The sequence below is a fragment of the Streptomyces niger genome (assembly GCF_000718305.1).
Lineage (GTDB): Bacteria > Actinomycetota > Actinomycetes > Streptomycetales > Streptomycetaceae > Streptomyces > Streptomyces niger.
On record NZ_JOFQ01000010.1, the window covers coordinates 103,703 to 129,270 of the forward strand.

General features: G+C 75.0%; 26 protein-coding genes and 1 tRNA gene. 15 read left to right on the forward strand and 12 right to left on the reverse strand.

Features of this window, described 5'->3' with window-relative positions:
• The first annotated feature begins 61 nt into the window (after positions 1–61).
• Positions 62–1,495, forward strand: a complete 1,434-nt coding sequence (locus IF20_RS20685) for a lipase maturation factor family protein (RefSeq protein ID WP_052866747.1) — start codon at positions 62–64, stop codon at positions 1,493–1,495.
• Here the strand turns inward: IF20_RS20685 and IF20_RS20690 are convergent.
• Positions 1,398–2,477, reverse strand: a complete 1,080-nt coding sequence (locus IF20_RS20690) for a tetratricopeptide repeat protein (RefSeq protein ID WP_052866748.1) — start codon at positions 2,475–2,477, stop codon at positions 1,398–1,400. The genes IF20_RS20685 and IF20_RS20690 overlap by 98 nt on opposite strands.
• A gap of 286 nt (positions 2,478–2,763) precedes the next feature.
• On the opposite strand from IF20_RS20690, the gene IF20_RS20695 reads away from it, so the two are divergent.
• Entirely contained in the window at positions 2,764–3,708 is a 945-nt protein-coding gene (locus IF20_RS20695) for a CPBP family glutamic-type intramembrane protease (RefSeq protein WP_052866749.1), read from the forward strand.
• Between the two features lie 171 nt (positions 3,709–3,879).
• Positions 3,880–4,758 carry a DUF72 domain-containing protein gene (locus IF20_RS20700; RefSeq protein ID WP_052866750.1) on the forward strand — a complete coding sequence of 293 codons (879 nt, stop codon included), beginning with the start codon at positions 3,880–3,882 and terminating at the stop codon, positions 4,756–4,758.
• Positions 4,759–4,762: 4 nt separating this feature from the next.
• On the opposite strand, the gene IF20_RS20705 is transcribed toward IF20_RS20700, so the two are convergent.
• Both IF20_RS20705 and IF20_RS20710 read right to left on the reverse strand, forming a co-directional pair.
• On the reverse strand, positions 4,763–6,043 hold the full coding sequence (locus IF20_RS20705; RefSeq protein WP_199896685.1) for an amidohydrolase: 1,281 nt from the start codon (positions 6,041–6,043) through the stop codon (positions 4,763–4,765).
• 2 nt (positions 6,044–6,045) lie between these two features.
• Positions 6,046–7,311: an MFS transporter gene (locus tag IF20_RS20710; protein WP_234426753.1), complete on the reverse strand. Its 1,266-nt coding sequence runs from the start codon at positions 7,309–7,311 to the stop codon at positions 6,046–6,048.
• A 55-nt stretch (positions 7,312–7,366) separates the two neighbouring features.
• Here IF20_RS20710 and IF20_RS20715 point away from each other — a divergent pair, with 55 nt between their 5' ends.
• Complete coding sequence (locus IF20_RS20715) at positions 7,367–8,458, forward strand: Lrp/AsnC family transcriptional regulator (protein ID WP_052866820.1); 1,092 nt, start codon at positions 7,367–7,369, stop codon at positions 8,456–8,458.
• Positions 8,459–8,536: 78 nt separating this feature from the next.
• Positions 8,537–8,610, forward strand: a tRNA-Met gene (locus IF20_RS20720).
• A 112-nt stretch (positions 8,611–8,722) separates the two neighbouring features.
• On the opposite strand, the gene IF20_RS39285 is transcribed toward IF20_RS20720, so the two are convergent.
• The 4 genes from IF20_RS39285 to IF20_RS20735 form a co-directional block, all read right to left on the reverse strand.
• A complete protein-coding gene (locus tag IF20_RS39285; protein WP_199896686.1) occupies positions 8,723–8,872 on the reverse strand; it encodes a hypothetical protein in 150 nt (49 codons plus the stop codon).
• Entirely contained in the window at positions 8,869–9,690 is an 822-nt protein-coding gene (locus IF20_RS20725) for a SigB/SigF/SigG family RNA polymerase sigma factor (RefSeq protein ID WP_052866821.1), read from the reverse strand. The genes IF20_RS39285 and IF20_RS20725 overlap by 4 nt, the downstream gene beginning before the upstream one ends.
• 401 nt (positions 9,691–10,091) lie before the next feature.
• A complete protein-coding gene (locus tag IF20_RS20730; protein WP_199896695.1) occupies positions 10,092–10,418 on the reverse strand; it encodes a hypothetical protein in 327 nt (108 codons plus the stop codon).
• A 126-nt stretch (positions 10,419–10,544) separates the two neighbouring features.
• Complete coding sequence (locus IF20_RS20735) at positions 10,545–11,351, reverse strand: methyltransferase domain-containing protein (protein WP_052866752.1); 807 nt, start codon at positions 11,349–11,351, stop codon at positions 10,545–10,547.
• A 59-nt stretch (positions 11,352–11,410) separates the two neighbouring features.
• Here IF20_RS20735 and IF20_RS20740 point away from each other — a divergent pair, with 59 nt between their 5' ends.
• From IF20_RS20740 to IF20_RS20750, 3 genes are all read left to right on the forward strand, one after another.
• Positions 11,411–11,869, forward strand: coding sequence for an RrF2 family transcriptional regulator (locus IF20_RS20740; RefSeq protein ID WP_052866753.1), 459 nt, complete (start codon positions 11,411–11,413; stop codon positions 11,867–11,869).
• 163 nt (positions 11,870–12,032) lie between these two features.
• A complete protein-coding gene (locus IF20_RS20745) occupies positions 12,033–12,962 on the forward strand; it encodes a sulfite exporter TauE/SafE family protein (protein ID WP_052866754.1) in 930 nt (309 codons plus the stop codon).
• A gap of 49 nt (positions 12,963–13,011) precedes the next feature.
• Positions 13,012–14,268, forward strand: a complete 1,257-nt coding sequence (locus IF20_RS20750) for an acyl-CoA dehydrogenase family protein (protein WP_052866755.1) — start codon at positions 13,012–13,014, stop codon at positions 14,266–14,268.
• A gap of 30 nt (positions 14,269–14,298) precedes the next feature.
• On the opposite strand, the gene IF20_RS20755 is transcribed toward IF20_RS20750, so the two are convergent.
• Both IF20_RS20755 and IF20_RS20760 read right to left on the reverse strand, forming a co-directional pair.
• Positions 14,299–14,976 (reverse strand): phosphoribosyltransferase, encoded by a 678-nt coding sequence (locus tag IF20_RS20755; RefSeq protein ID WP_052866756.1) that lies wholly within the window; start codon positions 14,974–14,976, stop codon positions 14,299–14,301.
• 46 nt (positions 14,977–15,022) lie between these two features.
• Positions 15,023–15,697, reverse strand: a complete 675-nt coding sequence (locus IF20_RS20760) for a dienelactone hydrolase family protein (RefSeq protein WP_052866757.1) — start codon at positions 15,695–15,697, stop codon at positions 15,023–15,025.
• A 223-nt stretch (positions 15,698–15,920) separates the two neighbouring features.
• Between IF20_RS20760 and IF20_RS20765 the strand changes: the two genes are divergently transcribed.
• Positions 15,921–17,126 carry a lactonase family protein gene (locus IF20_RS20765; RefSeq protein WP_052866758.1) on the forward strand — a complete coding sequence of 402 codons (1,206 nt, stop codon included), beginning with the start codon at positions 15,921–15,923 and terminating at the stop codon, positions 17,124–17,126.
• Between the two features lie 50 nt (positions 17,127–17,176).
• Here the strand turns inward: IF20_RS20765 and IF20_RS20770 are convergent, their stop codons facing one another.
• Complete coding sequence (locus tag IF20_RS20770) at positions 17,177–17,410, reverse strand: hypothetical protein (protein WP_052866759.1); 234 nt, start codon at positions 17,408–17,410, stop codon at positions 17,177–17,179.
• A 194-nt stretch (positions 17,411–17,604) separates the two neighbouring features.
• Between IF20_RS20770 and IF20_RS20775 the strand changes: the two genes are divergently transcribed.
• Positions 17,605–18,483: a triphosphoribosyl-dephospho-CoA synthase gene (locus IF20_RS20775; RefSeq protein ID WP_052866760.1), complete on the forward strand. Its 879-nt coding sequence runs from the start codon at positions 17,605–17,607 to the stop codon at positions 18,481–18,483.
• An 85-nt stretch (positions 18,484–18,568) separates the two neighbouring features.
• Here IF20_RS20775 and IF20_RS20780 read toward each other — a convergent pair whose 3' ends face one another.
• Positions 18,569–19,363, reverse strand: coding sequence for a PaaX family transcriptional regulator C-terminal domain-containing protein (locus IF20_RS20780; RefSeq protein WP_110944379.1), 795 nt, complete (start codon positions 19,361–19,363; stop codon positions 18,569–18,571).
• A gap of 83 nt (positions 19,364–19,446) precedes the next feature.
• Here IF20_RS20780 and IF20_RS20785 point away from each other — a divergent pair, with 83 nt between their 5' ends.
• From IF20_RS20785 to IF20_RS20805, 5 genes are all read left to right on the forward strand, one after another.
• The gene (locus IF20_RS20785; RefSeq protein ID WP_052866762.1) at positions 19,447–21,102 is read left to right on the forward strand and encodes an acyl-CoA dehydrogenase family protein; all 1,656 of its coding nucleotides are present in this window, start codon (positions 19,447–19,449) and stop codon (positions 21,100–21,102) included.
• Complete coding sequence (locus IF20_RS20790; RefSeq protein WP_052866763.1) at positions 21,102–21,866, forward strand: crotonase/enoyl-CoA hydratase family protein; 765 nt, start codon at positions 21,102–21,104, stop codon at positions 21,864–21,866. The genes IF20_RS20785 and IF20_RS20790 overlap by 1 nt, the downstream gene beginning before the upstream one ends.
• 110 nt (positions 21,867–21,976) lie before the next feature.
• The gene (locus IF20_RS20795; protein ID WP_052866764.1) at positions 21,977–22,816 is read left to right on the forward strand and encodes a YndJ family protein; all 840 of its coding nucleotides are present in this window, start codon (positions 21,977–21,979) and stop codon (positions 22,814–22,816) included.
• Positions 22,813–23,346: a DUF1990 family protein gene (locus tag IF20_RS20800; RefSeq protein ID WP_052866765.1), complete on the forward strand. Its 534-nt coding sequence runs from the start codon at positions 22,813–22,815 to the stop codon at positions 23,344–23,346. The genes IF20_RS20795 and IF20_RS20800 overlap by 4 nt, the downstream gene beginning before the upstream one ends.
• A 43-nt stretch (positions 23,347–23,389) precedes the next feature.
• Positions 23,390–24,616, forward strand: a complete 1,227-nt coding sequence (locus tag IF20_RS20805; RefSeq protein WP_052866766.1) for a metallophosphoesterase — start codon at positions 23,390–23,392, stop codon at positions 24,614–24,616.
• Between the two features lie 6 nt (positions 24,617–24,622).
• Here the strand turns inward: IF20_RS20805 and IF20_RS20810 are convergent, their stop codons facing one another.
• Positions 24,623–25,510, reverse strand: a complete 888-nt coding sequence (locus tag IF20_RS20810; protein ID WP_052866767.1) for a universal stress protein — start codon at positions 25,508–25,510, stop codon at positions 24,623–24,625.
• Positions 25,511–25,568: the final 58 nt, after the last annotated feature.

Below are 25,568 nucleotides of genomic sequence, written 5' to 3' on the forward strand. Positions count from 1 at the left end.
CTCGGCGACACGGGCGCCGCACGGTGGGCAGCAGGCGCGCGCCGATGCTACGGATAGGCGTGTGGAGTGGTTCCCGGCACCGGAGTACTGGCTGGGCCGGCTGGTCTTCCAGCGGGCCCTGGCCGCGCTGTACGTGCTCGCGTTCGTCGCGGCGGCGTTGCAGTTCAGGGCGCTGATCGGGGAACGCGGGATGACGCCGGTGCCGGACTTCGTGCGCCGGGTGCCGTTCCGCAAGGCCCCCTCGGTCTTCCACTGGCGCTTCTCGGACCGGTTCTTCGCGGGCTGGGCGTGGGCGGGCGCGCTGCTGTCGGCGGCCGTGCTGGCCGGCGCCGCGGACGCCGTGCCGCTGTGGGCGTCGATGGTGTGGTGGGCCGTGCTGTGGGCGATGTATCTCTCGATCGTCAACGTGGGCCAGACCTGGTACGGCTTCGGCTGGGAGACCCTGCTCCTGGAAACGGGCGCGCTGGCGGTCTTCCTGGGCAACGCGCGCACCGCGCCGCCCGTCCTGGTGCTGTGGCTGCTGCGCTGGCTGCTGTTCCGGCTGGAGTTCGGCGCCGGACTGATCAAGATGCGCGGCGACCCGTGCTGGCGGGACCTGACCTGCCTGTACTACCACCACGAGACGCAGCCGATGCCGGGCCCGCTGAGCTGGTTCTTCCACCGGCTGCCGAAGCCGGTGCACCGGGTGGAGACGGCCGCGAACCACGTGGCGCAGCTGCTCGCGCCGGTGCTCCTCTTCACGCCGCAGCCGGTCGCCACCTGGGCGGCGCTGGCGATGATCGTCACCCAGCTGTGGCTGGTCCTCTCGGGCAATTTCGCCTGGCTGAACTGGCTGACGATCGTGATCGCCGTCTCCGTCGTGGACGCCTCGGCGCTCGGCCTCGGCGGTCTCGCGGGGCAGCCGGCGCACCTCGCCCCGCCCCCGCTCTGGTACGAGGTCCTGGTCCTCGCCCTCACCGTGGCCGTCCTCTGGCTCAGCTACCGCCCGGCCCGCAACCTGCTCTCCCGCAAGCAGCGGATGAACACCTCCTTCGAAACGCTGCACCTGGTCAACGCGTACGGAGCCTTCGGGTCCATCACCCGCGTGCGGCACGAGGTGGTCATCGAGGGCACGGCTGACGAGGTGCTCACCGACGCCACGGAGTGGCGGGAGTACGACTTCAAGGGCAAGCCGGGGGACGTGCGCCGGATGCCGCGCCCGTTCGCCCCGTACCACCTGCGGCTGGACTGGCTGATGTGGTTCGCGGCGCTGTCACCGGGCTACGCGAGCCGCTGGTTCGGTGCCTTCCTCGAACGGCTGCTGGAGAACGACCGGGACACGGTGCGCCTGCTGCGCCGCAACCCCTTCCCGGACGCGCCGCCCCGCCACGTGCGTGCCCTCTTCTACCGCTACCGCTTCACGACCTGGCGGGAACTGCGGGAGACCGGTGCGTGGTGGCACCGGGAGCCGGTACGGCAGTTCTTCCCGCCGACAGCTCTGCGCGGAAGGACCTGACCATGTCCCGGGCGTGCCGCAGCCCGATCCGGGTGACCTCGCGCTCGACGTCGTCCAGCTCGGCGGCCACCTCGTCCCGCGGCCAGCCCAGGTGCGCCCGGGACTTCACCAGCCCCAGCCGGGAGAGCGCCGTGCCCCGCGGCTCGGACATGGACCGGAACTCCGTCAGCGCGCCGCCGTAGACCTCGGCCGCCTCCTCGTACCGCCCGGCCCGGTAGAGCACGTTGCCGCGCATCTTGTGGTTGTAGGCCAGCGCACCCGCGAGGTCCAGCTCCCGGCAGAGCGCCTCGCCCCGGCTCAGCAGCCGCAGCGCCTCCGCCGTCTCCCCCAGCACGGACCGCACGTCGGCCACGCCCCGCAGCGACCAGGCGAGCCCCCGCCAGTCCTCGGCCCGCTCGGCGACCTCGGCCGACTCCTCGAACAGCTCCAGGGCCTTCGCGTAGCCGCCGGTGTTGCGGTGCATCTGCGCGATCCCCGACATCGCCCACACCATGTGCCGCGCCTCGCCGTGCGCCCTGGCCTGCGCGAGCAGCTCCTCGTGCAGCTCGGCGACGGCCTCGTAGTCCCCCTGTATCCGGCCGGTCTCGGCGAGCCCGGCCAGCGCGTACCCGTGCGCGAGGCGGTCGCCGCTCGGCTCCGCGAACGCGACGGCGGCCGCGAGCAGCCGGCGCGCGAGCGCGAGCCGGCCGCACTGGCGGGCGAGCGTGCCGCCGCTCCACAGTGCCCAGGCCATGCCGCCGGGCTCCCCCGCGGCCCGCGCGCTGCGGTAGCTGGCCCGCCACGCGGTCTCGGCCTCCGCCACCCGTCCGAGCCGCCGGCCGGCCTCCGCCTCCGCGAGCGCGGCGCGGGCCGCCTCCCGCGGCCCGTCGGCCGCGCCCCGTGCGCGCCGGGCGGCGACGAGCACGTCCTCGTACGAGGAGTTGACACTCAACTCCGCCCCCAGCTCCCCCTGATACTCCGGAGCGAATGCCTTCCCGTACATCGCGAGTCCTCCTGGTCACCTGCGTCGGTCAAGCACCGACGCTATGTGCAGGATCAGCGGCCACACGTCCCTCCACCTGCGGTTATCTCGGTCGCTCTCGGGATGTACGGCCGAGCCGTCGATCACCCTGGAGATGTACGGGGCGTCCCCTAGGGGGAGGAGCCGCGGGGCGGGGGCGACGAAGGATGTACGGCACGATCCGCCCTGCGCAGGAGGCCGGTGGCCGGGGACGGCGGTGAGGATGCCAGAGGCGCCGGGCGCCACACGCACACCTGGGGGAACACGCATGACGGATCACCGCGACACAACGACGAGCACGGCGGCGAGGGCCGTGGGACGGGCACTCCTCGGCGGGCTCGTCATGGCCACGGCGCTGGGGGTCGGCACCGCTCTCGGGCCGGCCGCCGCCGACCGCCTCGGACTCGCCGGGCTGCCGGCCCGGCTGCTGCCGGCCGCACTGGTCAGCGCCCTCGCCGTACCGCTGCTCGTGCTCGCGCAGCGGCGCCGCGCCGGACGCCCGCTCGGGTTCGGCGGCCCACGCGCCGGCCTACGTGCCTTCGTGACGGGCGTGGGGGTGACGGCAGCGGCGGCGGCACTCGTGCTGGGCGCCGCCACGGCCGCCGGGCTGGTGCGCTGGTCGCGCCCCGACCTCGGCACCCTCGCCGGCTTCCTCGCCGCCAACGCGGTGGTCGCCCTGCTGCTGGAGGCGCTGCCGGAGGAGACGGCCCTGCGCGGCTACGCCTGGACCGCGCTGCGCGAGCGGTTCGGCGGCACGGTCTCCGCACTTGCCACCACGGCCGTCTTCCTGCTGGTCCCCGGGGCGTCGACCGTCGTGGGCGCCGGGGTCGCCCGGCTGCTCGGTGACGAGCCGCAGCCGGTCGGGCTCGCGCCCGGCGGGCAGCCCGCTGCCGACTACCTGATCCTGCTCACGGTGTTCGGGCTGACCCTCGTCGCGGCCCGTACGGCCATGGACCGGGCCCCGCTGTGGGCCGCCGTCGGCGCCCACCTGACGTTCCTGACGGTCAATCGGATCCTGCTGGAGGGGGACGCACGGGGCGCGGGCTGGTCCGGCGAGCTCATGACGGCGGACGCCGTCCTGCTGGTACCGGCGTACCTGCTGGTCGCCGCCGCCGGATTCATGGTGTGCAAGCGGTTCACGCGGCAGCGCGCGGCAGGCGGCGCCGGCCGGCGGACCGAGGCCGGACGGCCGCGGCAACCGTCGGTGCGATGACCGTACGGGCCTGTGGTAGCCGGCCGGGGCCAGCCGTACCTTGCATATGCATCTGCACGTGTATGGGTCAGGGAATCGCTGCGAATCCGGAGCTGACGCCGCACACGTCACGGGGGCCGCCGGCCGGCCGATCGCACGGCTGCTCGCCCGGAGACGGGGTACGCGGGCGGCATGAGTGGGATCGCCGTCGGTACGTGTTCGTGGACGGATCGGGCTCTGGTGCGCAGCGGGTGGTATCCGCCGGGCCGGCGGGGCCCGGAGGGCAGACTGCGGTACTACGCCGAGCAGTTCCCCGTCGTGGAGGTCGACGCCACGTACTACGCACTGCCCAGCGCGCGGAACAGCGCACTGTGGGCGGAGCGCACCCCGGACGGCTTCCGCTTCGACGTGAAGGCGTTCTCGCTGCTGACCGGGCACCCCACGCCGCCGAGGTCGCTGCCGCCCGACCTGCGCCCCGCACAGGAACGGCCGGGCGGCGTACGGGACACCGATCCGGGACTGCTCGACGAGGTGTGGGCGCGGTTCGGGCAGGCCCTGGAGCCGCTGCGGCGGGCCGGCCGGCTCGGCACGCTGCTGTTCCAGTTCCCGCCGTGGTGCGCGCCCGGATCCCGGTGGGAGGCGTTCCTCGCCCGGTGTCGGGAGCGCACCCAAGGGTGGCCGGTGGCCGTCGAGTTCCGGCACCCGGGCTGGTGGCAGGGGGACCGGGCGGAGCGCACGGCGGCGCTCCTCGCGGAGCTGGGCATGGCGGCCGTGGCCGTGGACATGACGCAGACGCTGCCCCGCTCCGTCCCGCCGGTCACCCCGGTCACCTCGCCGCGCACGGCGGTGGTGCGCTTCCACGGCCGCAGCGCCTCATGGGGCCACGGCAGCAAGGAGGACCGTTTTCGGTACGCGTACGAGGCGTCGGAGCTGGCGGAGTGGGTGCCCCGCATCCGGCGCATGGCGGACCGGGCCGAGCAGGTCCACGTCCTCTTCAACAACTGCTGCGGGGACGCGGCGGTCCGCGCTGCCGAGCGCATGCGGGAGCTCCTGGCCGGCCGTGCCGGCTGACGGCTCAGGCGCCGCCGGGCACGAGCCACTCCCCCGCCGCGGCGAGGAGGGTACGGATGCCGGCCGGCAGGGTGGGGGCCGGGTCGGGAGCGTAGTGCGGGGAGTGGTTGGCGGAGAGGCCGGGCGGCAGGACGCCCCGGCGCAGCGCATCGATGTCGTCGGCCGCGAACCGCTCGTGCGCGGCGCCGCCGAGGTGCCAGAAGACCGAGGGGCAGCCGGCCGCCGCGCCCAGCGCACCGAAGTCCTCGCTGGCGGCGAACGGGGCGGGCAGCAGGTGGGTGGGGGCGCCGGCCGCCTCCGCCGCGGCCACCACGCGGCCGGTCGCGGCCGGGTCGTTGACGGTGAGCGGGAAGGGGTCGTACGCGGTGATCTCCGGCGGCCGCGGGGTGCCGAAGCCCTCGGCCTCGGTCCGGATGATCCGCCCGATCGCCTCGAACGCCTCCTCGCGCGCCTCCGGATCGAAGGTGCGCAGGCTGAGCAGGAGTTCGGCGGTGTGCGGGATGATGTTGGCGGCCGTTCCGGAGTGCAGCGCCCCGGCGGTCACGATCGTCGCGGGCGCGTACGGTGCCTGCCGGGCCGCGAAGGTCTGGAGCCGCAGCACGACCGTGGCGGCCAGGACGAGCGGGTCGACGCAGAACTGCGGGGTGGAGGCGTGGCCGCCCGCGCCGTACAGGGTGACCCGCAGGCTGTCGGCGGCGGCCATCAGCGGGCCCGGCCGCGTCACCACCAGCCCGGCCGGGAAGGGCCCCACGTGCTGGCCGAGGCAGACCTCGGGGCGGGGGAAGCGCTCCAGCAGCCCGTCGGCCAGCACGGCTCGCGCCCCCTGCCCGGTCTCCTCGGCGGGCTGGAAGACGGCCACGACCGTGCCGCGCCAGGCGTCCGGGTGCGCGGCGAGTTGCCGGCAGGCGCCGAGCAGGCAGGTGACGTGGACGTCGTGGCCGCAGGAGTGCATGCGCCCCGGCTCGGTGGAGGCGTAGTCCAGGCCGGTGTCCTCCTGTACGGGCAGCGCGTCCATGTCGGCGCGCAGCAGGACGACCGGCCCTTCGCCGTTGCGCAGCACGGCCACCACGCCGGTCCCGCCGACGCCTTCGGTCACCTCCCAGCCGCTGCCGGCGCCCCGTAGCTCGGCGGCCACGGTGGCGGCCGTCCGGTGCTCGGCGAAGCCGAGTTCGGGGTGCGCGTGCAGGTCGCGGTAGACCTCGTGCCAGTGCGGCAGGTGGTCGGCCAGCCCGGCTTCGAGCGGGCTCGGGTGCGTCGTCGCGGCGGCGGTGGCGGGTGCGGTCATGGTCATCCCTTCGGGTCGGGTGCGGGGCGGGCGGACGCCGGGCCGCCGGTCCGCCGGCCGGCCGCGCCGCCGAACGCCGCGAGGAAACGCGGCGTGGTCTGGGGCACGAACCGGGCGACGACGAGCGCGAGCACCGGCCCGGCGATGAGCATCGTGAAGGCGGCTTCGTAGGAGAAGTGGTCGACGACGGTGCCGAAGACGGCCGGGGTGACGATCCCGGACAGCTGGCCGCCGAAGAGGACGATGCCGGAGGCGGCCCCGGTCAGCCCCGGCGGCAGGCTGCGCAGCGGTACCGAGAAGCACGGCAGGTAGCACAGGCCGGCGGCCCCGCTCAGCAGGGAGCCGCAGACCACGAACTGGGCGACGGTCGCCGTGCGCGGCAGGAGGAACAGCAGCACGGCGACGGCGGCCATGGCGGGGACGACGATCCGGCGCGGCCGGCCTTCGAAGCGGTCCGAGAGCTTGCCGCCGATCACCGCGCCGACCGCCGCCAGGACGGTCGGGCCGAGGACGACCAGCCCGGCGTCCCCCACCTCCAGGCCGCGCTCCTCGATCAGGTACGAGCCGCTCCAGGAGTTCAGTCCCCAGATCACCACGTCGTACGCGAAGAACATCAGCGCGAAGCCCCAGATGGCGGGCGAACGCAGCACCGCGCGCGCCGCGCCGTCCGCCCGCGGTGCGTCCGCCCCGGTGTCCGCGTCGGGCAGCGGCGCCGGCATCCAGCGCCGCACCGCCACCAGCACCAGGATGCCGAGCAGACATACCGTCAGGAACATGGCGCGCCAGTTCCACACGGACAGCAGGACCGACGCCAGCACCGAGGCCAGCAGGCCGCCGACGGCGTTGGAGCTCTGCAACCAGCCGGTCGCCGTCATGCGCTGCGCGGGCACGCTGCGCCGGCTCAGCGCGTTCAGCGCCGCGCCGGGGAAGAGGCCCTGCGCGGCGCCGAAGAGGGCGCGGACGACGAGCAGCGCGGCGAACGACCAGGCGAGCGCGGTCAGTCCGGTGCAGACCGACCACAGGACCAGCGCCAGAGAGGCCATCCGTACGCCGCCGAAACGGTCCGCGAGCAGGCCTCCGGGGATCTGGCAGAGCGCGTAGGTCAGGAAGAACGCGGAGACGATCAGGCCCCGGGCGCCGTGCGAGAGCCCGAACGTCTCGCCGATGAACGGCAGCGCGAGGTTGATCACCAGCCGGTCGATGTAGTCGACGGTCCAGGCGGCGAAGAGCAGCACCACGGTGATCCGGGTGGTTCTGTGCAGCTGCACGGCATGATCCTCCTGCTCTACCGGGTGGGCGGCGGGTTCGGTCACAATGCACGCCATGGCGTTCTCCGTGGTCCCCACGCCGGTTTCCGGCACAGCGCCCCGCCGTCCGCCGGAATCCGCCGCCCTGAGCGAGACGGACCTGGCGCTCGTCGAGGCGCTGCAGGTCGCCCCGCGCGCCCCGTGGACGCGGATCGCCGCCGCCGTCGGGATCGACGCCACCACGGCGGCCCGCCGCTGGAACTGGCTCGTGCGCGGCGGACTGGCCTGGATGACCGCGTACGCGGCGCCGCCGGGCATGCCGGTGGCCTACATCGACGTGGCCTGCCGCCCGGACCGGCTGCACGACGTCGGCGCCCGGCTCAGCGCCACCCCGCACGTCTTCAGCATCGAGCGCACTGCGGGCCCGTACCAGCTGCTGCTCTACGTCATCGCCCGCGACCTGACCGACCTGGACGCCTTCGTGACCGACTGCCTGGGCCGAACGGACGGCGTACGGGACGGCGTCTCGGCGGTCCGCGTGAGCCTCCGGTCACGGACCTACCGCGAGGGCAGCGGCTGGCTGGTGCACGCCCTGGACAGCGAACAGCGCCGCCGCCTCGCCCCCCGCGACGAGCACCCCGCCCCCCGGCACGTCCCCCGGCACGTCCCGCCCCTGGGCGAGGCCGACGCCCGGTTGCTGCGGGCCCTCGGCGGCGACGGCCGGCGGCCCTGCGCGGAGCTGGCGCGGGAGTGCGCGCTGAGCGAGACCACCGTCCGGCGGCGGCTGGCCCGCCTCCAGCGCCACCCGGACGTCCACTTCCGCTGCGACGTCGCCCAACGCGCCGCCGGCTGGCCCGTCATCGCCACCTACCGCCTGTCGGTACCGGCCGATGAACTGGCGGCCACCGGCGCCGCACTGGCCGCCCTCCGCGAGACCCGCCTGTGCGTCGCCGTCACCGGCACCGCCAACCTCCTCCTCTCCACCTGGGTCCGCTCGACGGCCGAGTGCCACGCCCTGGAGACCCGCATCCGCCGCCGCTTCCCCCACCTCCGCGTGACCGAACGCGAACTGACCCTCCACACCCTCAAACGCATGGGCCGCCTCCTCGACCCACAGGGCCGCGCCATCGGCCACGTACCGCCGGGGGTTGCGCGGGTCGCCCGGTGAGGTGCGCCCCGCCGGGGCGGGGTGAGCGGTGGCGATTGGGTGCTGGGCCGGGGCATGCCGTAGGGTGGTGTGCACCGACGCGGGGTGGAGCAGCTCGGTAGCTCGCTGGGCTCATAACCCAGAGGTCGCAGGTTCAAATCCTGTCCCCGCTACTGACTCCGGCCCCTCGACACTCGTCGAGGGGCCGGAAGCGTTCGGGCGGGAATCGCCCCGACGGCCCGTATGAGCCGTCCCACCGCTCCCCGCCCTGGCCTGCCGGGCGCCTCAGGCCGCGGCTTCGCCGGCGGCGGCCGGCCCGTGGACCCGGGTCGGGGCCGCCGGGCCCGGCGCCGGACCACCGCGGCCGGCCAGCAGCCGGTACGCGGCGGACCGGAACCGGAAGGCGAGGAGTCGTGCCTTTCGTGCCTTCCTCACGCCGCCGCACGCTCCGGGCGGGCCTCGATGCGGTCGGCGATCTGACGGCAGGTGCGCGAGATGATCCGGGAGACGTGCATCTGGGAGAGGCCCAGCCGCTCGGCTATCCGGCTCTGCGTCATGTCGCGGAAGAACCGCAGGTAGAGGATCTCCTTCTCCCGCTCGGGGAGGCCGGCGAGGTAGGGCTTGACCGCTTCCCGGGCGACGACGAGGTCGAAGCCCGCCTCCGGGGTGCCGAGGGTGTCGGCGAGCGAGCAGCCGTCGTCGCTGTTCTGCAGCTCCGCGTCCAGGGACAGGGGACTGAAGCTGTTCAGCGCCTGGGAGCCGAGCACGACGTCCTCCACGGGCATGCCCGTGTGCTCGGCGATCTGCTCGGGGGTGGGGCCGTGGTCGTCGATGGTGCTGGTCAGTTCCTGGCGGGCGGCGCGTACGCGGTTGCGCAGTTCCTGGACCCGGCGGGGGACGTGCACGCCCCACATGTGGTCCCGGAAGTGGCGCTTGATCTCGCCGATGACCGTGGGCACGGCGAAGCTCTCGAAGGCGTTGCCGTGCGAGGGGTCGTACCGGTCGACGGCCTTGACCAGGCCCATGGCGGCGACCTGCTGGAGGTCCTCCAGGTTCTCGCCGCGGTTCCGGAAGCGCAGCGCGAGGCGCTCCGCCATCGGCAGCCAGGCGCTGATGACCCGGCCGCGCAGCTCCTGCCGCTCGGGGCCGTCCGGCAGGGTGACCAGACGGCGGAAGTCCTCGGCCGTGTCGGGCGCGTCGTCGTGCGGGTGCCGGTTGCGGCGCCCGGGGACGGCGGGGGTCGTGGCCTTCACCGAGCGGCGCTGCCGCTTGAGGCCACGGGGCTTGTTCGGCGGCCGGTTCGGGGCCTGGTCGGCGCGGCGCCGCGTGACGCGAGCCTCCGTGCCGCGCTCCGTCGCCGGCGCGGCGCCCGAAACCTCGGACGCCTCGGGCACCTCCGCGTCGTACCGGAGGTCGTCGGTCTGCACTGCGTTCTGCGTCTTCACGAGCATGGTCCGGGCTCCTGGGTCAGCAAATCTCTTTCCTGGGACACTTCTTCACCCGTGGAAGAGCGACCTGGCAGGCGCGTCCTGCGGAAGTCACACTGCTCCCACGGGGCGTGCCTACGGGCCGAAGCACGTAACTCCTGCTGCCCCCGACTTTTTCCGGCAAACAAACCGCCGAAAAAAAATGCTCCACGACCTCCCGAACTCGCTCAGGAACGCCTGTGACCTGGCCTTTCATCCTTCCGGGCCACCTCGTCCCGGGCACCGACCCGACGTCCCGTCAGGAGGCAGCCGAGGGCCGCGGCGCTCGCCACGGCGGCTGCTGCGGGGAGCAGGATGCGGTGGTCCACGAGTGCGACCAGGCCCGCGCCGACGGCCAGGAACAGGGCGGAGCTGCCGAAGCCCGAGACCACCACACCGCTCAGGTAGGAGGCCGCGTTGCGGTCGCGGAGCACTCGCCCGCCGCCCCAGCCCGTCCGGGCCTCCTCCCCCGCTGCGCGGAAATCGGGTGGCTGGGATGGCCGCGGGTCCGGCATGGTGCCGTCGGTCGGAGACGGCGGAAAGCAAGGAGTACGGATGGGTGACGGTGCGGGGTGCAGCGACGGGCCGGACGGCGGGGTGTCCCTCGTACGGCGGTTGCGCGCCGCGCCGGTCCACGTCGGTCAGCGGTCGCCGCCCGGCTTGCGGCCCCACGCGGAGATCAGCGGGGCCATGGTGAGATCGAGCCGGCCCGCCGTGACGTTCGCGAGGTGCTCCTCGATCTCGGCTTCGGTGGCGAGGCCTGCCTCGACGAGGCGGTCGCTGAGCTGCCGTACGGTCGCGATCTCCAGCGCGTCGCAGGCCGGCGAGGTGACCGGAAAGTAGGCGTCGGCCGCCACGTCGGTGAGGCCGGCCTCGCGCAGCAGGCGCGGCAGGGTCCGCCCGAAGGCCAGGTCGGCGCCGCGCCGGGCGAGCAGTTCGCGGGAGCCCCGCCGCAGCCGGTTGGCCAGCCGCTCGGCCGGCCCGTGTTCGTCCAGGCAGCTCAGCGGCTGCAGCGCCGGGTCGGCGTCCTCCAACACGAGCACGCCGCCCGGCCGGAGCGCCCGCACCATCGCCGCGAGGGCGGCCGCGCGCTCCGGTACGTGCACCAGGACCAGGCGCGCGTGCACCAGGTCGAACGGGCCGGGCGGCGGCTCCTCCGCCGCCACATCGTGCAGCGCCACCTCGTACGGGGCGTCCGACGCCAGCCAGACCGGGTCGATGTCGGTGGCCAGGACGCGGCCGGCCGCGCCGGTGCGCGCGGCCAGCCAGGCCGGTACGCCGGGGCTGCCCGCGCCGACCTCCCAGCAGTGCCAGCCCTCGGTCACGCCCACGGCCGCCAGGTGCCGGAAGGTGACGGGGTCGAAGAGCTCGGACATCGCGGCGAAGCGCTGTCCGGCCTCGGTCCGCTGATTGTCGAAGAGGTATCCGTCGTCGTTCGCGTGTGCCACCCGATGATCGTAGGACGCGGGCCGCGGGGCGGTCCGTCACCGTGCGGGATAATGCCGGCATGCGTATCTCAGCCAGGGCGGACTACGCGGTACGGGCCGCGCTGCAGCTCGCCGCCTGTACCGACGCCGACCCGCTCAAGGCCGAGGCCATCGCCGTCGCCCAGGACATCCCGCACAAGTTCCTCGAAGGCATCCTCAACGACATGCGCCGCGGCGGGCTCGTACGCAGCCAGCGCGGCGGCAACGGCGGCTACCGGCTGGCCCGGCCCGCGGCGGCCATCAGCATCGCGGAGGTCATCCGCGCGGTGGACGGGCCGCTGGTCTCGGTGCGCGGCGTCCGGCCGCCGGAGCTGGCGTACAGCGGGCCCGCCGAATCGCTGCTGCCGCTGTGGATCGCGCTGCGCGCCAACGTACGGCAGATCCTGGACGGGGTGTCGCTGGCCGACGTCGCGTCCGCCCGGCTCCCCGCCGACATCCTGTCCCTGACGGAGGGTCCGGAAGCCTGGACCAATCCCTGACCGCGCCTTTCTGAGGCCGGGTCACCGGGCCGCTCCCACCTGCGGCGTCTCGTATCGCGAGAGGCTTCTGTCCACTTCTTGAACAGGCCCTTGTCACCGGACATCCGTGCGCCGAGTATTCCTATCAATCCAGTGGGAAAACTAGGGAAACTGTGAGGTCGCCGTGCGTACGCTGATCCTGTTGGCCTTGGCCGGGCTGGGAGCCCAACTGGTGGACGGCAGCCTGGGCATGGCCTACGGCGTCACCTCCACCACCCTGCTGCTCGCCGTGGGCACCAACCCGGCCGCCGCTTCCGCCACCGTCCATCTCGCCGAGATGGGGACCACCCTCGCCTCCGGCGTCGCGCACTGGCGCTTCGGCAACGTCGACTGGCGGGTCGTCCTGAAGATCGGCATCCCCGGGGCCGTCGGCGCCTTCGCGGGCGCCACGTTCCTCTCCGCCCTCTCCACCGAGCTCGCCGAGCCGGTGATGGCGCTCCTCCTGCTGGGTCTCGGGCTGTACGTACTGGGCCGGTTCACCGTCGCCGGGCTGCCCACCGACAAGCTGGACAAGCCGCTGCGCAAGCGTTTTCTGTCCCCGCTCGGACTGGTCGCCGGCTTCCTGGACGCGACCGGTGGCGGCGGCTGGGGCCCGGTCGGCACGCCGGCGATCCTGGCCAGCGGCCGGCTGGAGCCCCGCAAGGTCATCGGCTCCATCGACACCAGCGAGTTCCTGGTCGCGGTCGCCGCGAGCCTCGGCTTCCTCGTCGGCCTCGGCGGCGAGGGCGTCAACTGGCTGTGGGCCGTTGCCCTGCTGGCCGGCGGGCTGATCGCCGCGCCGATCGCCGCCTGGCTGGTCCGCCACGTACCGCCGCGCATCCTCGGCTCCGCGGTGGGCGGCCTCATCGTCCTGACCAACATCCGCACCCTGCTGCGCAGCGACTGGCTCGGCGCCGGCGATGCCACCCAGTGGACGGTCTACGGCTTCGTCTACGTCGTGTGGGCGGCCGCCGTCGCCTACTCGGTCAAGGAGCACCGCCGCACGAGCAGGACCGCGCCGCGGCCCGCGGCGGAGCCGGCGGACGCCCGGCCCGCCGAGGCCACCACCACCTGACGGCCGGCGTCCCGAACCCCCCACCCCGCAACCCTCCCGGAGGTATCGCGTGCCCCTCGACACCCCTTGTCCGGCGCCCGCCGGGCAGCCGGCCGACGGCGGGGCCTGGCCGCGCACCGTGCGGGACCTCGCCGACGACCTCGCCGTGGACGCGAGCGCCCGCGACCGGGCGGGCAAGCCGCCCCACGAGGAGGTCTCCCGGCTCCGCGAGGCCGGGCTGCCGGCCTTCCTCGCGCCGCCGGGACCGGACGGCCGCGGCACGGACTGGCGCACCGCCTGCGCCGCCGTACGGGAGATCGCGACGGCGGACAGTTCCCTCGCGGAGCTCCTCGCCCACCACCACGTGACGTCCTGGGGTCCCCGGCTCTTCGGCACCCCGGACCACGCCGCGCGGCTCGAACTCCGGGCCGCGCGCGGGCGGTGGCTCTGGGCGGGGCGCACCGACGCGCCGGAGAGCCCGGACGGCAGCGGCCTGTGGCTCGCGCCGCACGGCAGGAAGTACCTGCTCAACGGCGTCCGTTCGCTGGCCGCGGGCGCGAGCACGGCCGACCGGTTCCTGCTCTCGGCCCACCGCATCGACACCGGCGAGCCGGTCGTGGTCGTGGTGGACCCGGCGCGGACGACCGTGACGCCGGACGCGCCCGAGGAGCGGCTCGGCCAGCGGCTCACCGGCGCGGCCACCGTCGGCTGCGACGACGTGCCGGTGACGGCCGCTCAGATCCTCGGCACGGTCCCGGGGGACGAGCACACCGTCCTCCCGTACACCGCGCTCGCCCCCCTCGCGCTCCGGCTGATCCTGCTCCACGTCGGCCTGGGCAACGCCGAGGGCGCGCTGGCGGAGGCGCGGGACGTGAGCCGGGTGTCGCCGGGCGTCCATCCGTTCACCGACACCGGCGGCGGCGAGTACGCCACGGCGCCCGGCGAGGACCCGTACCTGCTCCTCGCCTACGGCGAGCTGGCGACCGCGGCGCACAGCGCGTCGTCGGTCGTCGACCGGGCCACGGAGGCGATGGCGCAGGGGCTGTCGACGGGTCCGACGCTCGGGCCGGACGAGCGGGCCGAGATCGCGTTCCTCGTGTCCGCCGCCGAGGCCGTCACCGCCGATGCGGCGCTGCACATCACCACGCGGATCCTCGAACTCACCGCGGGCGCGCCGAGCCTCTCCCCCGCCACCGACCCCGGCTTCGACCGCTTCTGGCGCAACGCCCGTACGCTCACCGCCCGCAGCTCGGCCACGCACCGGCTCCGCGACATCGGCGCCCACTACCTCAACGGCGCCCGGCCGTCCCTCACCCTGCACGCCTGAGCCGCATGGCGGCCGGCCGTCGCGGCGCCGTCAGCGGCCGGCGGCCGCCCGCTGCAGGATGTCGATGACGTCCTCGTCGGAGACCTGGGTGAAGTCCTCGTACCACTCGCCCACCGCGCGGAAGTCCGGCGGGCGGCTCAGGCAGAGCACGTCGTCGGCCTCCGCCGCCAGCGCGGCGGCCGTGGTCGGGGAGGCCACCGGCACGGTGAGGAGGACGCAGGCGGGGCCGTGCCGGCGAAGGGCGCGCAGCGCGGCCCGGGCCGTCATGCCGGTGGCCAGGCCGTCGTCGACGAGGAGGACCGTACGGTCGGCGAGGTCGGGCGGCGGGCGCCGGCCGCGGTAGAGGTCCGTACGGCGGTGCAGTTCGGTGCGTTCGCGGGCGACGTCGGCCGCCAGCTGCTCCTCGGTGAGGCCGAGGTACCGCAGGGCGCGGGGGTCGAAGAGCGGCGGGTCCTCGCCGGCGAGGGCGCCGATGCCCAGCTCCGGCTGGTCGGGGGCGCCGATCTTGCGGGCGACCAGGACGTCCAGCGGCGCCCCCAGGTCGTGGGCGATCTCGGCGGCGACCGGGACGCCGCCGCGCGGCAGCGCCAGGACGACGGGGCCGTCGGGCGGGTGCCCGCCGATCAGGTCGGGCCGGGTCGCCTCCAGGTGTTCCCGCACCTGTCGCGCGAGCTGCCGGCCGGCGTCTCTGCGGTCCGTGAAGCGCATGGCTCTCTCCTTGGCGACGGTGCTGGGCGCGCCTCGGTCGCGGGGGTCACCGGGGGTCGTCGGCGCCGAGCGGCGGTTTGCCCGGCGCGAGGAACCAGTCGCGGGCCGCGACGGCGACCTGGTCCAGTGCGCCGGACTCGGGGAAGAGGTGGGTGGCGCCGGGGATCACGTGGAGTTCGCAGCGGGCCGGCAGCCGCTCGGCCGCCGCCCGGTTCAGCTCCAGCACCTCCGTGTCGCGGCCGCCCACGAGCAGCAGGACCGGGGCGCGCACCCGGCTCAGCGCGTCGCCGGCGAGGTCGGGGCGGCCGCCGCGGGAGACCACGGAGCCCACCTGGTCGGCGCGTTCGGCGGCGGCCACCAGCGCGGCGGCGGAGCCGGTACTGGCGCCGAAGAGGTGCGGACGCAGCCGCTCGGTGGCCGGGTGGGTGCGGAGCAGGTCGACGGCTGCCACGACCCGCGTGCCGAGCAGGGCGATGTCGAAGCGGTGCTCCCGGGTCACCTCGTCGACCCGGTCCTCGTCCTCGGTCAGCAGGTCCAGCAGGAGGGTGGCCAGGTCGTTGGCGTGCAGGTACTCGGCGACCCCGCGGTTGCGCGGGCTGTGCCGGGAGCTGCCGCTGCCGTGCGCGAAGACGACCACGCCGCGGGCGTGCTCGGGGACGCGCAGGTCGCCCGTCAGGGAGGCGTCGCCGACCGGTACGGACACCGTTTCGTCGAAGGTCATCGGGCTCGCTCCCGCTCTGTTCGCCGGCGGTATGGCTCGTCGATACGGGTAACCCCGCACGCAAGATCGTACTCTTCCCGGCAAAGCGGGCACACATCGACACACATCGACAAACATGGCCGCGCCGGACCGGGCGCGCACGGGGTCTTGTCAGCCCCGTTGGTATGGACCACTCTGGCTGCCGACCGACGCCCGGTCATGCCGGCGGATGGAGAGGTGTGCCATGAACGACCGCTCGTCAGCGCCTGCGCCCGAGCCCTCCGGGCGACTCGGCCGCCGCGGCTTCCTCGGCGCGCTGGCGGCGGGCGCGACGGCCGCCGGCCTGGCGACCGCGGGCGCGGCACCGGCCACCGCGGCGGAACACGGCGGCCACCGGAAGCGCGACGCACTCCGGCCGCTGTTCCTGGGAACCTACACCTCGACGGCGGGCGGCGGCAGCGGCATCGGGCTGGCGGCGTACGACCCGGAAACGGGGCTCATCACCGGCAACGGCGTGATCCCCGGCGTCGCCGACCCGTCCTACCTCACGCTCTCCCCGGACGGCAGGACGCTGTACGCGGTCGACGAGAACGCCGACGGCGCGGTCACCGCCGTGGCGCTCGCGGCGGACGGCGCGCACCGCGTGCTGGGCAGCCGGTCCACGGGCGGCGCGGGCCCCTGCCACCTCTCCGTCCACCCCTCCGGCCGCTGGCTGCTGAGCGCCAACTACTCCTCCGGCAGCGTCGCCGTGCACCCCGTCGACCCCGCGACGGGCGCCCTCGGCGAGCGCACCGACCTGGTGGAGCACTCCGCGCCGCCGCCGGGCCCCGGCCAGGACGGCCCGCACGCGCACCAGATCGTCACCGCGCCCGACGGCGGCCACGTCCTCGCCGTGGACCTGGGCACCGACACGGTCTACACGTACCGCCTGGATCCCTCGGCCGGCACGCTCCACCAGGTGTCGACGGCGGCGCTGCGCCCCGGCGCGGGCCCGCGCCACCTGACCTTCCACCCCGGGGGCCGGTACGCCTACCTCGCCAACGAGGTCGACAACACGGCGGTGGTCTGCCGGTACGACCCCGTCACCGGCCGGCTCACGCCCGGCGCCGCGCAGTCCACCGGGACCGGGCCCGGGACCAGCTATCCGGCGCAGTTCCTGGTCACGCCCGACGGCCGGTACGCCTACCTCGCCAACCGCGGCCACAACAGCCTGACGCGGTACGCCGTCGAGGACCGCGGCGCCCGGCTGCGGCTGCTGGACACCGTGCCGGTGGGCGGTGACTTCCCGCGCCACATCGCGTTCTCGCCGGACGCCCGGCTGCTGTTCGCGGGCAACCAGCGGTCGAACACGGTCACCGTCTTCCGCGTCGACGCCGGCTCGGGGGCGTTGCGGCCGACCGGGACGCCGTTCGCGGCCCCGATGCCGGTGTGCGTGCTGCCGCCGGCATGACGAGTGCCGGGTGGTTCCCCCACTGAGGAACCACCCGGCACCCGGCCCCCTCAGCTGCCCAGCCGGCTGCTCAGCAGCTGCTTGCCCAGTTCCGCGCCCTTACGGCTGTCGGCCTGGGCCTTGCGGAACAGGTCCACCAGCTCGGTGTCCTTCGCCTGCTCCGCGTCCTGGATGTACGTCTCCATCCGCAGGGCGTTGTCCAGGCACGTCTGCGTGTACCAGAGCAGGTTGTAGTTCTTGTCCTTGGTACCGGTGACCTCACCGGTCTCGCGAGTGCTGGCCATGTGACCGACCTCCACGTCGTGGGCTGAGGTGCGTTGCGGGTTTCCGACGCCCGCGGGCTCAAACTCCGCGCCGCGGACCCGGCCGGTTCCGACCGGTCCGGTGACCTACGGTCCGGACATACGTGTCGAAAGTCCCGGATAGCGGGGCGTCGCGGGCGGCATCACAGGGTCGGGACGCCGCTCCGGGCGCCCCGATGCCCGACCCGAACGAGAAGAAGGAAGGCACCGCCATGCTCCGGCCCGCGCCGACCTCGCCCGCACACCTCATCCCCCCGGTCACGCCGCACCTCCTCGCGGATCTCGCGGTGGCCGCCTGCACCGCCCGCGCCCGGCTGCCGCGGGTTCCCGACCCGGCGGCACCCGACGACGCCGAGAACGGCGCCGAGCTGCGCTCCATAGAGGCGCTGCGTCCCACGTTCGCCGCGCTCGCGGAGGCCGCCGACGGCCGCGCCCTCGACCCCGGCCTGCGCGCCGAACTGGGCGGGCTGGGCGAGCAGGCCGCGGCGGAGGCCGCCGGTCACCGGGGCGAGCTGTGGGCCGTCGGGCTGCTCGTCGCGGGCGCGGCGGCCACCGGCTGCCGGTCGGCGTACACGGCCTGCGCGGCGGCGGCGACGCTGGCCCGGCTGCCGTACGACGGTGCGCCCGGCCCCGCCGACACCCCGGGCGGCCGGGCCCGGCTGCACTTCCGCGTCCCCGGCGCGACCGGCCAGGCCGAGGCGGGGTTCCCGAACGTACGGCGGGTGGCGCTGCCCGCGCTGCGGGAGTCCCGGGCGCACGGCAGGCCCGAGACCGCCGCGCGGATGGACGCGCTGCTCACCTTGATGGCCACGCTGGACGACACCTCGCTGCTGCACGAGGGCGGGCCCGCGGCGCTGCTCTCGGTGCAGATGGACGCCCGGGACGTGGTGCGCGCCGGCGGCTACGACACCCCGGGCGGCCGCGCCGCGCTGGACCGGCTGCACGCCCGGATGCGCGACTCCGGGCTGACGCCGCGCGGCAGCCACGCGGTGCTGTCCGCCGCCCTCTTCCTGGACTTCACGTTCGGGACCGAGGGGCGGACGCCGGGGGCATGAAAGCCGGCGGGGCGGGTCCCTCCCGAGGCTCCTGGCCCGCCCCGCCTTTGCCTTTCCGCCGACTCGGCGTCCGACTTCTGCCGGCTCAGCCCTCGACGTGGCGGCGGAGCAACGCGCTCAGCTCCGCCTCGAACCCGTCGTAGCGCGCGCGGAGTTCCGCGCCCGGCCAGTCCTCGGGGAGCAGCGGCTCCGGGAGGAGGGGGTCGGTGAGGAGGTGGCGGAGGATGGCCGCGGAGACGGTGAAGCGGTCGGCGGGCCCCGCGGCCCCGTCGAGGGCCGCGAGCAGAGTACGGGCGCGCGCCGACCAGCCGGCCAGGTCCCACAGCCGGCCGGCGAGGGCGCGCGGGTCGCCGTCCGGCGTCCCGGTCAGCCAGGTGCACTGCGCGGTGGCGACGGCGGGCCGCGGCCGGTCGAGGTTGGCGGGGCGCAGCCAGCTGCCTTCGCGCAGCTCGCCGAGGCGCAGCGCCGCCATCGCCTGGCGGAGCGCCGTGCGGTCCGCGGCGGTACGCGGCTCGACGCCGCTGACCAGGGCGATCTCCCACTCCCCCGACCAGGGCACGGTGCGCGGCGCCCGGCTCTCGTCCTGCCGGGCCTGGCGGTCCAGGAGCCGCGCGGTGAGCCCGTAGGCGCCGTCGCGCTGCCGCAGGTCGCCGGCCGCGACCATGCGGGAGAGGGCGACGCGGACGGTGCCCTCGGCTATGCCGAACAGCTCGCCGACCCGGACCAGGGCGCGGGCCGGCAGCCGGGGCGGGTGGTGGCCGAGGAGGGTGCTGAGCACGACGGAGCGTGCGGTGAGCGGCCGCAGCTCAAGAGGGGTTTGCCCGTCGTCCTCGCGTACCACTGCGGCGTCCCTCGTCCCGGTACTTCGCTTCGTGTCCATGCCTGCCCGGATCCTAACCACCGGACGGCACGGTGCGCATTACGGCCTTCCGTCGCCTGTTGTGGCTCTGTAATGTCCCTCGTATGACCGTGACCCATGAAGTCGTGAATCAGGCCCCGCCGCTCACCGGATTCAGCGCGGCGGACGACCCGGCCCTGCTGGCGGCGCTCCGCCGGGAGGACGCCGGGTGGGGCGAGCGCGAGGTGCAGGTGCTGGGCGCGCTGGCCGGCTCGGAGGAGGTCCAGGAGCTGGCCCGGATGGCGGAGGAGCAGCCCCCGAAGCTGCGTACCCACGACCGGTACGGCCACCGGGTGGACGAGGTGGAGTTCCATCCGGCCTGGCACCAGCTGATGTCCGTGGCGGTGGAGCAGGGCCTGCACGCGGCGCCCTGGGCGGAGGGCCGGCCGGGCGGCCACCTGGTCCGCGCGGCCAAGTTCTACGTGTGGTCGCAGGCCGAGCCGGGGCACGGCTGCCCGATCTCCATGACGTACGCGGCGGTGCCGGCGCTGCGCGCCTCGCCCGAGCTGGCCGCCGAGTACGAGCCGCTGCTCGCGGCGCGCACGTACGACTTCGGGCTGCGGCCGCCGCTGGGCAAGGCCGGGCTGATCGCCGGCATGTCGATGACGGAGAAGCAGGGCGGCTCGGACGTGCGGGCCAACACGACGCGGGCGGTGCCGACGGGCGACGGCACGTACCGGATCACCGGCCACAAGTGGTTCACCTCCGCGCCGATGAGCGACGTCTTCCTGACGCTGGCGCAGACCGAGGAGGGGCTGACCTGCTTCCTGCTCCCCCGCGTGCTCCCGGACGGCAGCCGCAACCGGTTCCACCTGATGCGGCTCAAGGACAAGCTCGGCAACCGCTCCAACGCCTCCTCCGAGGTGGAGTACGACGAGGCGGTGGCCTGGCCGGTGGGCGAGCCGGGGCGCGGGGTGCGGACCATCGTGGAGATGGTCAACATGACCCGGCTGGACTGTGTGCTCGGTTCGGCCGCCGGGATGCGCGCCGGGCTGCGGCAGGCGCTGCACCACACCGCGCACCGGCGCGCCTTCGGCCGAGAGCTGGCGGACCAGCCGCTGATGCGCGCGGTGCTGGCGGACCTCGCGATCGAGTCGGAGGCGGCGACCACGCTGGGCATGCGACTGGCTGCCGCGGTGGACCGGTCGCAGGCCGGCGACGCCACCGAGGGCGCGCTGCGCCGCCTCGCGCTGGCCGCCGGCAAATACTGGGTCTGCAAGCGGGGCGCGACGCACGCGGCGGAGGCGCTGGAGTGCCTGGGCGGCAACGGCTATGTCGAGGAGTCGGGGATGCCCCGGCTCTACCGGGAGGCCCCGCTGCTCTCCATCTGGGAGGGCTCGGGCAACGTCGCGGCGCTGGACGTGCTGCGCGCGCTGGCCAAGGAACCGGCGGCGCTGGACGCGTACTTCGCCGAGGTGGCGGAGGCGGCGGGCGCGGACGCCCGGCTGGACGCCGCGGTGGCGGATCTGAAGGCGATGCTGCCGGAGCTCGCCGACCCGGAGCGGGCGCAGCTGATGGCCCGTACGCTCGCGGAGCGGCTGACGCTGATCCTGCAGGGCGCGCTGCTCGTGCGGTACAGCGACCCCGCGGTCGCGGACGCCTTCTGCGCCACCCGGCTGGCCGGCGCGTGGGGCAACGCCTTCGGCACCCTGCCGGCCGGCGTGGACCTGGGCGCGATCCTGGCCCGTACGCGCATCAAGTCGCCCGCGGACGCGGGCTGATGAGCGCGGTACGCGTCGAGCGGCAGGGCCCGGTCAGCACGGTCGTGCTGTCCCGGCCGGCGGCCCGGAACGCGGTCGACGGCGCGACCGCACAGCAACTCGCCGATGCTTTCCGGCGGTTCGAGCGGGACGACGAGGCCGCGGTGGCGGTGCTGTGGGGTGAGGGCGGCACGTTCTGCGCGGGCGCCGACCTGAAGGCGATCGGCACGCCGCGCGGCAACCGGGTGGCGCCGGACGGCGACGGGCCGATGGGACCGACCCGGCTGCGACTGTCCAAGCCGGTGATCGCGGCGGTCAGCGGCTACGCGGTGGCGGGCGGCCTGGAGCTGGCGCTCTGGTGCGACCTGCGGGTGGCCGAGGAGGACGCGGTCTTCGGGGTCTACTGCCGCCGCTGGGGCGTGCCGCTGATCGACGGCGGCACGGTCCGATTGCCGCGGCTGATCGGCGAGAGCCGGGCGATGGACATGATCCTCACCGGCCGCCCGGTGCCGGCCGCCGAGGCGCTGGACATGGGGCTGGCCAACCGGGTGGTGCCGAAGGGGCGGGCCCGGGCCGAGGCGGAGGCGTTGGCCGCGGAGATCGCCCGCTTCCCGCAGGGGTGTCTGCGGGGCGATCGGGCGTCGGTGCGCGCGCAGGCCGGGCTCCCGGAAGAGGAGGCGATGGCCGTCGAGCTCCGTCACGGGCAGGAGTCGCTGACGCAGGCCGCGGCGGGCGCCGCGCGCTTCGCCGCGGGCGCGGGGCGGCACGGAGCGAAGGAGGCCTGAGCCGCCCCTCGGGGCGTGCGACACCACCCCCGACTTGAACGCGTTCAAGACAGCGCGTACGGTCTGCCGTACACGCTGTTTGAACACGTTCAACAGCAGGAGGGGGAAGCATGGACGTGCTCGTTCGCCTCATTGCCGCGCTGGGCATGCTCGCGGTGCTGCCGATGGGGCTCGCATTGGTCGACGAGCCCGGCGCGGCGCGGCTGCGGAGGATCTGGTGGCTGCCCGCTACGCTCGGCGCGGTGAGCCCGTGGCTGCCGCGCGGCCCCGCCGCCACCGCACTCGCCGCCTGCTACGCCGCGGCCACGCTCGCCCTCGCCCTGCTCGCACCCCGGCGCCTGCTGCGCACCCGGTCGTTCGCGCCGCGCGAGATCGCCGTACTGACCGCGCTGGCCACGCCGGCCGTCGCCGGCCTGGCGCTGACCGCCGAGCGACACGGCACCACACTGTTCGGCTTCTCCCTGCGCATGCTGTCGCTGACCGTGCCGCACTTCCACTTCGCGGGGTTCGCCGCCGCGCTGGTGGCGGGGCTGGCCTGCCGGGCCACCGACACCCCGGCCGCCCGGTGCGCCGCGCTCGGCGTCCCGGCCGGCACGCTGCTGGTACTGGCCGGGTACTTCACCGGCGAGTGGGTGGAGTTCGCGGGCGCCGCGGTGCTCACCTGTGGGATGTGGCTGGTCGGCCTGGTCACCCTGCGCGGCGCGCGCACCGCCGACCGCACGACCCGCACCCTGCTCGCCGTATCGGCGGCGACGCTCGTGGCGACCATGCTGCTGGCGCTGAGCTGGGCGCTGGGCGAGGCGAGCGGCCTGCCCCACCCGACCCTGACCTGGATGGCGGCGACCCACGGCGTGGGCAACGCGCTGGGCTTCGCCCTGTGCGCCCTGCTCGCCGCGCGCCGCCTGCAGCACTCCGTCCGCCCCACCACCCGCACCGAGGAGCGTTCATGACCGCCGGACTCAGCTACCCCGAACACGGCGCCACCCAGCACGGCCCGCTGCCCGCCGGCTACCACCACCTGCGGGTCGAGGTCCCCGTCGGCCACGGCCGGGCGGTGCTGGAGAGGGCGGGCGAGGCGATCACGACGTTCCGGATGCACCGGGCGGCGGGCGTGCGCGTCCGGGCGGGCGCGGCGAGCGCCGAGCCCGGCGTCCCGGTGGAGGTCGGGCTCGGCGTCGGCCCGCTGCGCGTCACCGCGCCCTGCCGGGTGGTGTGGAGCACGTACGACAGCGACCGCATCGGCTTCGCGTACGGGACGCTCGCCGGGCACCCCGAGCGGGGCGAGGAGTCCTTCCTCGCGGAGCTGCGCGCCGACGGCTCGGTATGGTTCGCCGTCACCGCCTTCAGCCGGCCGGCGCGGTGGTACACGCGGCTCGCCGGGCCGGTGGTGCCGGTCTTGCAGCGGGCCTACGCGCGGCACTGCGGACGCACGCTGCGGCGGCTCGCCGCCGGACCCGGTACATCCACTCCATGTTCATGACATCTTCACCAACTGACCAGTAGGTCATGAGACAACTCACGGCATGTGTGAGCTGATTCCGCCGCAGGCGGACATGACCGAGGACCGGTGGCTGCGGAACGGCACCGTCCCCGGCGGGGACCTGACCAGCCCCGCCGACACCCGACCCGCTCCCCTGCTGAACCGCCGCACGCTCCTCGGCGGTGCCGTCGCCGGCGCCACGCTGGCCGTCCTGCCGTACGGGGCCGCCGGCCCCGCGGCGGCGCGGGACCGGGCGGCGGACGGGAAGTTCCCGCTCCCCGCCGCGCCCAACGGCAACGGGGAGTTCGCCGTGCTGGTGACCGGCGATGCCGGGACCGGCGAGGAAGGCCAGTACGCGGTGGCCGCGGCAGCGCGCGACCTGATGCGCACCGAGCAGATCGGGCTCGCCGTCGGGCTGGGCGACAACATCTACGAGAACGGGCCCGAGTCGGCCCACGACTCCGAGTTCCAGGACAAGTTCGAGAAGCCCAACGCCGGCATGGACGTGCCGTGGCTGATGGTCCTGGGCAACCACGACTGCTCGGGGCTGATACCCGGCAGCGGCGGCGACCCCTCGCGCGGCGACCGGGAGGTGGCCTACGCGACGACGTCGAAGCGGTGGTACATGCCGGGCCGCTACTACAGCGTGGCGCTGCCGGCCGGCTCCGGTGCGGACGGCGACCCGCTCGTGGAGTTCTTCGCCCTGGACACCACCCCCGTCTCCTCCTACGTCGTCCAGACCGACCCGTACTTCCACTGGGACGGGCCGTACATGCGCGCGCAGCGGACCTGGCTGGAGGGCGCGCTGCAGGCCTCGCGGGCGCGCTGGAAGATCGTGCTCGGCCACCACCCGTACCTCAACAACGGCGAGCACGGCAGCGCCGGTTCCTACGACGGCTTCACCATCGGGCACTACACCAGCGGCATCCACCTCAAGGAGCTGTACGAGGAGGTGGTGTGCGGCCGCGCCGACCTGATCCTGTCGGGCCACGACCACACGCTGCAGATCCTGGAGCCCTCGGCGCGCACCGGCGGCACCCGTCAGGTCGTCTGCGGCGCCGCGTCCAAGACGGGCGACGGCAAGGCGCACTTCGACCTGCCGGCGGCCTGGCAGGACTTCGCCAGCCACGGCTTCATGGTGCTGAAGGTCTCGCCGAAGGGCCTGTCCATCGACGCGTACACGGTGGACGTGGCGACCCGCACGGCGAAGCTCGCGCACTGCACGCGGACCGGCACGCCGGTGAACGCGCCGGCCGCCGCGGGGAGCTGAGCCGGCTCACCGCACGGGGATGACCGCCGTCGGGCAGTGCCCGTGCAGCAGGACCGCGTTGGCGACCGAGCCCATCAGGCCGCCCTCGCGCAGCCGGCGACGGTGCCGGCCGACCACCACCAGGTCGGCGGCGCGGGACGCGGCGACCAGCCGGCCCGCCACGTCGCCCGGCGCGACGACCTGGTCGACGGTCACCCCGGGGTAGTGGCGCTCGATGAAGGGGCGCAGCCGCTCGTCCTGCCGGGCTGCGGCGTGCGCCGCCAGTTCGGCGTCGGTGCGGTGCCCCGGCGGCAGGCTCTCGGGGTCGATGAGCAGCGGGTACGGGCTCGGGTACGCGGTGACCACCCGCAGCTCGGCGGCCCGGCGCTCGGCCACGGCGAAGGCGTGGTCCACCGCCTCGTCGGAGGTCTCCTCGGGGTGCAGGCCGAGCACCACCCGGCCCTGCACCCCGGCCCCCGGATCGACGCGCCGCTCGTCCGGCACGACCACGACCGGGCAGGCGGCCCGCATGGCGGCGGCCCGGCCCGCCGAGCCGAGCAGCAGGCTGGTGAAGCCGCCGCGGCCGCGCGAGCCGAGGACCAGCAGCCGGGCCTGGGCGCTCAGCCGGATCAGCGTCGAGGTGGACGCGCCGTGCGCGGAGAGGTACCGGGTCTCCGGGACGTCGGCGCGGCCGGCGAAGCGCTCCTGGACCTCGCGCAGCACGGGGTCGGCGGGGTCGGGGGTCGGGTGCGGCTTGGCGTCGCCCAGTGCGCGCGGCATGGGGGTGATGGGCCAGACGTGCACCACGTGCAGCCGGGCCCCGGTGAGCCGGGCCGCTTCGGCTGCCCAGTCCAGCGCCCGCAGGCTGTTCGGCGAGCCGTCGACACCGGCGATGACGGGAAGGGTGCTGTTCACGGTCTCCTCGATCCGACGGTACGGGCACCGCGTCTCCGGTGCCCCGATGTCCTGGGCG

Excerpts from the sequence above, each read along its gene's own strand:
- IF20_RS20690 (WP_052866748.1), bottom strand. The coding sequence starts at position 2,477 with ATGTACGGGAAGGCATTCGCTCCGGAGTATCAGGGGGAGCTGGGGGCG.
- IF20_RS20695 (WP_052866749.1), top strand. The coding sequence starts at position 2,764 with ATGACGGATCACCGCGACACAACGACGAGCACGGCGGCGAGGGCCGTG.
- IF20_RS20700 (WP_052866750.1), top strand. The coding sequence starts at position 3,880 with ATGAGTGGGATCGCCGTCGGTACGTGTTCGTGGACGGATCGGGCTCTG.
- IF20_RS20705 (WP_199896685.1), bottom strand. The coding sequence starts at position 6,043 with ATGACCGCACCCGCCACCGCCGCCGCGACGACGCACCCGAGCCCGCTC.
- IF20_RS20715 (WP_052866820.1), top strand. The coding sequence starts at position 7,367 with ATGGCGTTCTCCGTGGTCCCCACGCCGGTTTCCGGCACAGCGCCCCGC.
- IF20_RS20730 (WP_199896695.1), bottom strand. The coding sequence starts at position 10,418 with ATGCCGGACCCGCGGCCATCCCAGCCACCCGATTTCCGCGCAGCGGGG.
- IF20_RS20740 (WP_052866753.1), top strand. The coding sequence starts at position 11,411 with ATGCGTATCTCAGCCAGGGCGGACTACGCGGTACGGGCCGCGCTGCAG.
- IF20_RS20755 (WP_052866756.1), bottom strand. The coding sequence starts at position 14,976 with ATGCGCTTCACGGACCGCAGAGACGCCGGCCGGCAGCTCGCGCGACAG.
- IF20_RS20760 (WP_052866757.1), bottom strand. The coding sequence starts at position 15,697 with ATGACCTTCGACGAAACGGTGTCCGTACCGGTCGGCGACGCCTCCCTG.
- IF20_RS20765 (WP_052866758.1), top strand. The coding sequence starts at position 15,921 with ATGAACGACCGCTCGTCAGCGCCTGCGCCCGAGCCCTCCGGGCGACTC.
- IF20_RS20770 (WP_052866759.1), bottom strand. The coding sequence starts at position 17,410 with ATGGCCAGCACTCGCGAGACCGGTGAGGTCACCGGTACCAAGGACAAG.
- IF20_RS20775 (WP_052866760.1), top strand. The coding sequence starts at position 17,605 with ATGCCCGACCCGAACGAGAAGAAGGAAGGCACCGCCATGCTCCGGCCC.
- IF20_RS20780 (WP_110944379.1), bottom strand. The coding sequence starts at position 19,363 with ATGGACACGAAGCGAAGTACCGGGACGAGGGACGCCGCAGTGGTACGC.
- IF20_RS20785 (WP_052866762.1), top strand. The coding sequence starts at position 19,447 with ATGACCGTGACCCATGAAGTCGTGAATCAGGCCCCGCCGCTCACCGGA.
- IF20_RS20790 (WP_052866763.1), top strand. The coding sequence starts at position 21,102 with ATGAGCGCGGTACGCGTCGAGCGGCAGGGCCCGGTCAGCACGGTCGTG.
- IF20_RS20795 (WP_052866764.1), top strand. The coding sequence starts at position 21,977 with ATGGACGTGCTCGTTCGCCTCATTGCCGCGCTGGGCATGCTCGCGGTG.
- IF20_RS20800 (WP_052866765.1), top strand. The coding sequence starts at position 22,813 with ATGACCGCCGGACTCAGCTACCCCGAACACGGCGCCACCCAGCACGGC.
- IF20_RS20805 (WP_052866766.1), top strand. The coding sequence starts at position 23,390 with ATGTGTGAGCTGATTCCGCCGCAGGCGGACATGACCGAGGACCGGTGG.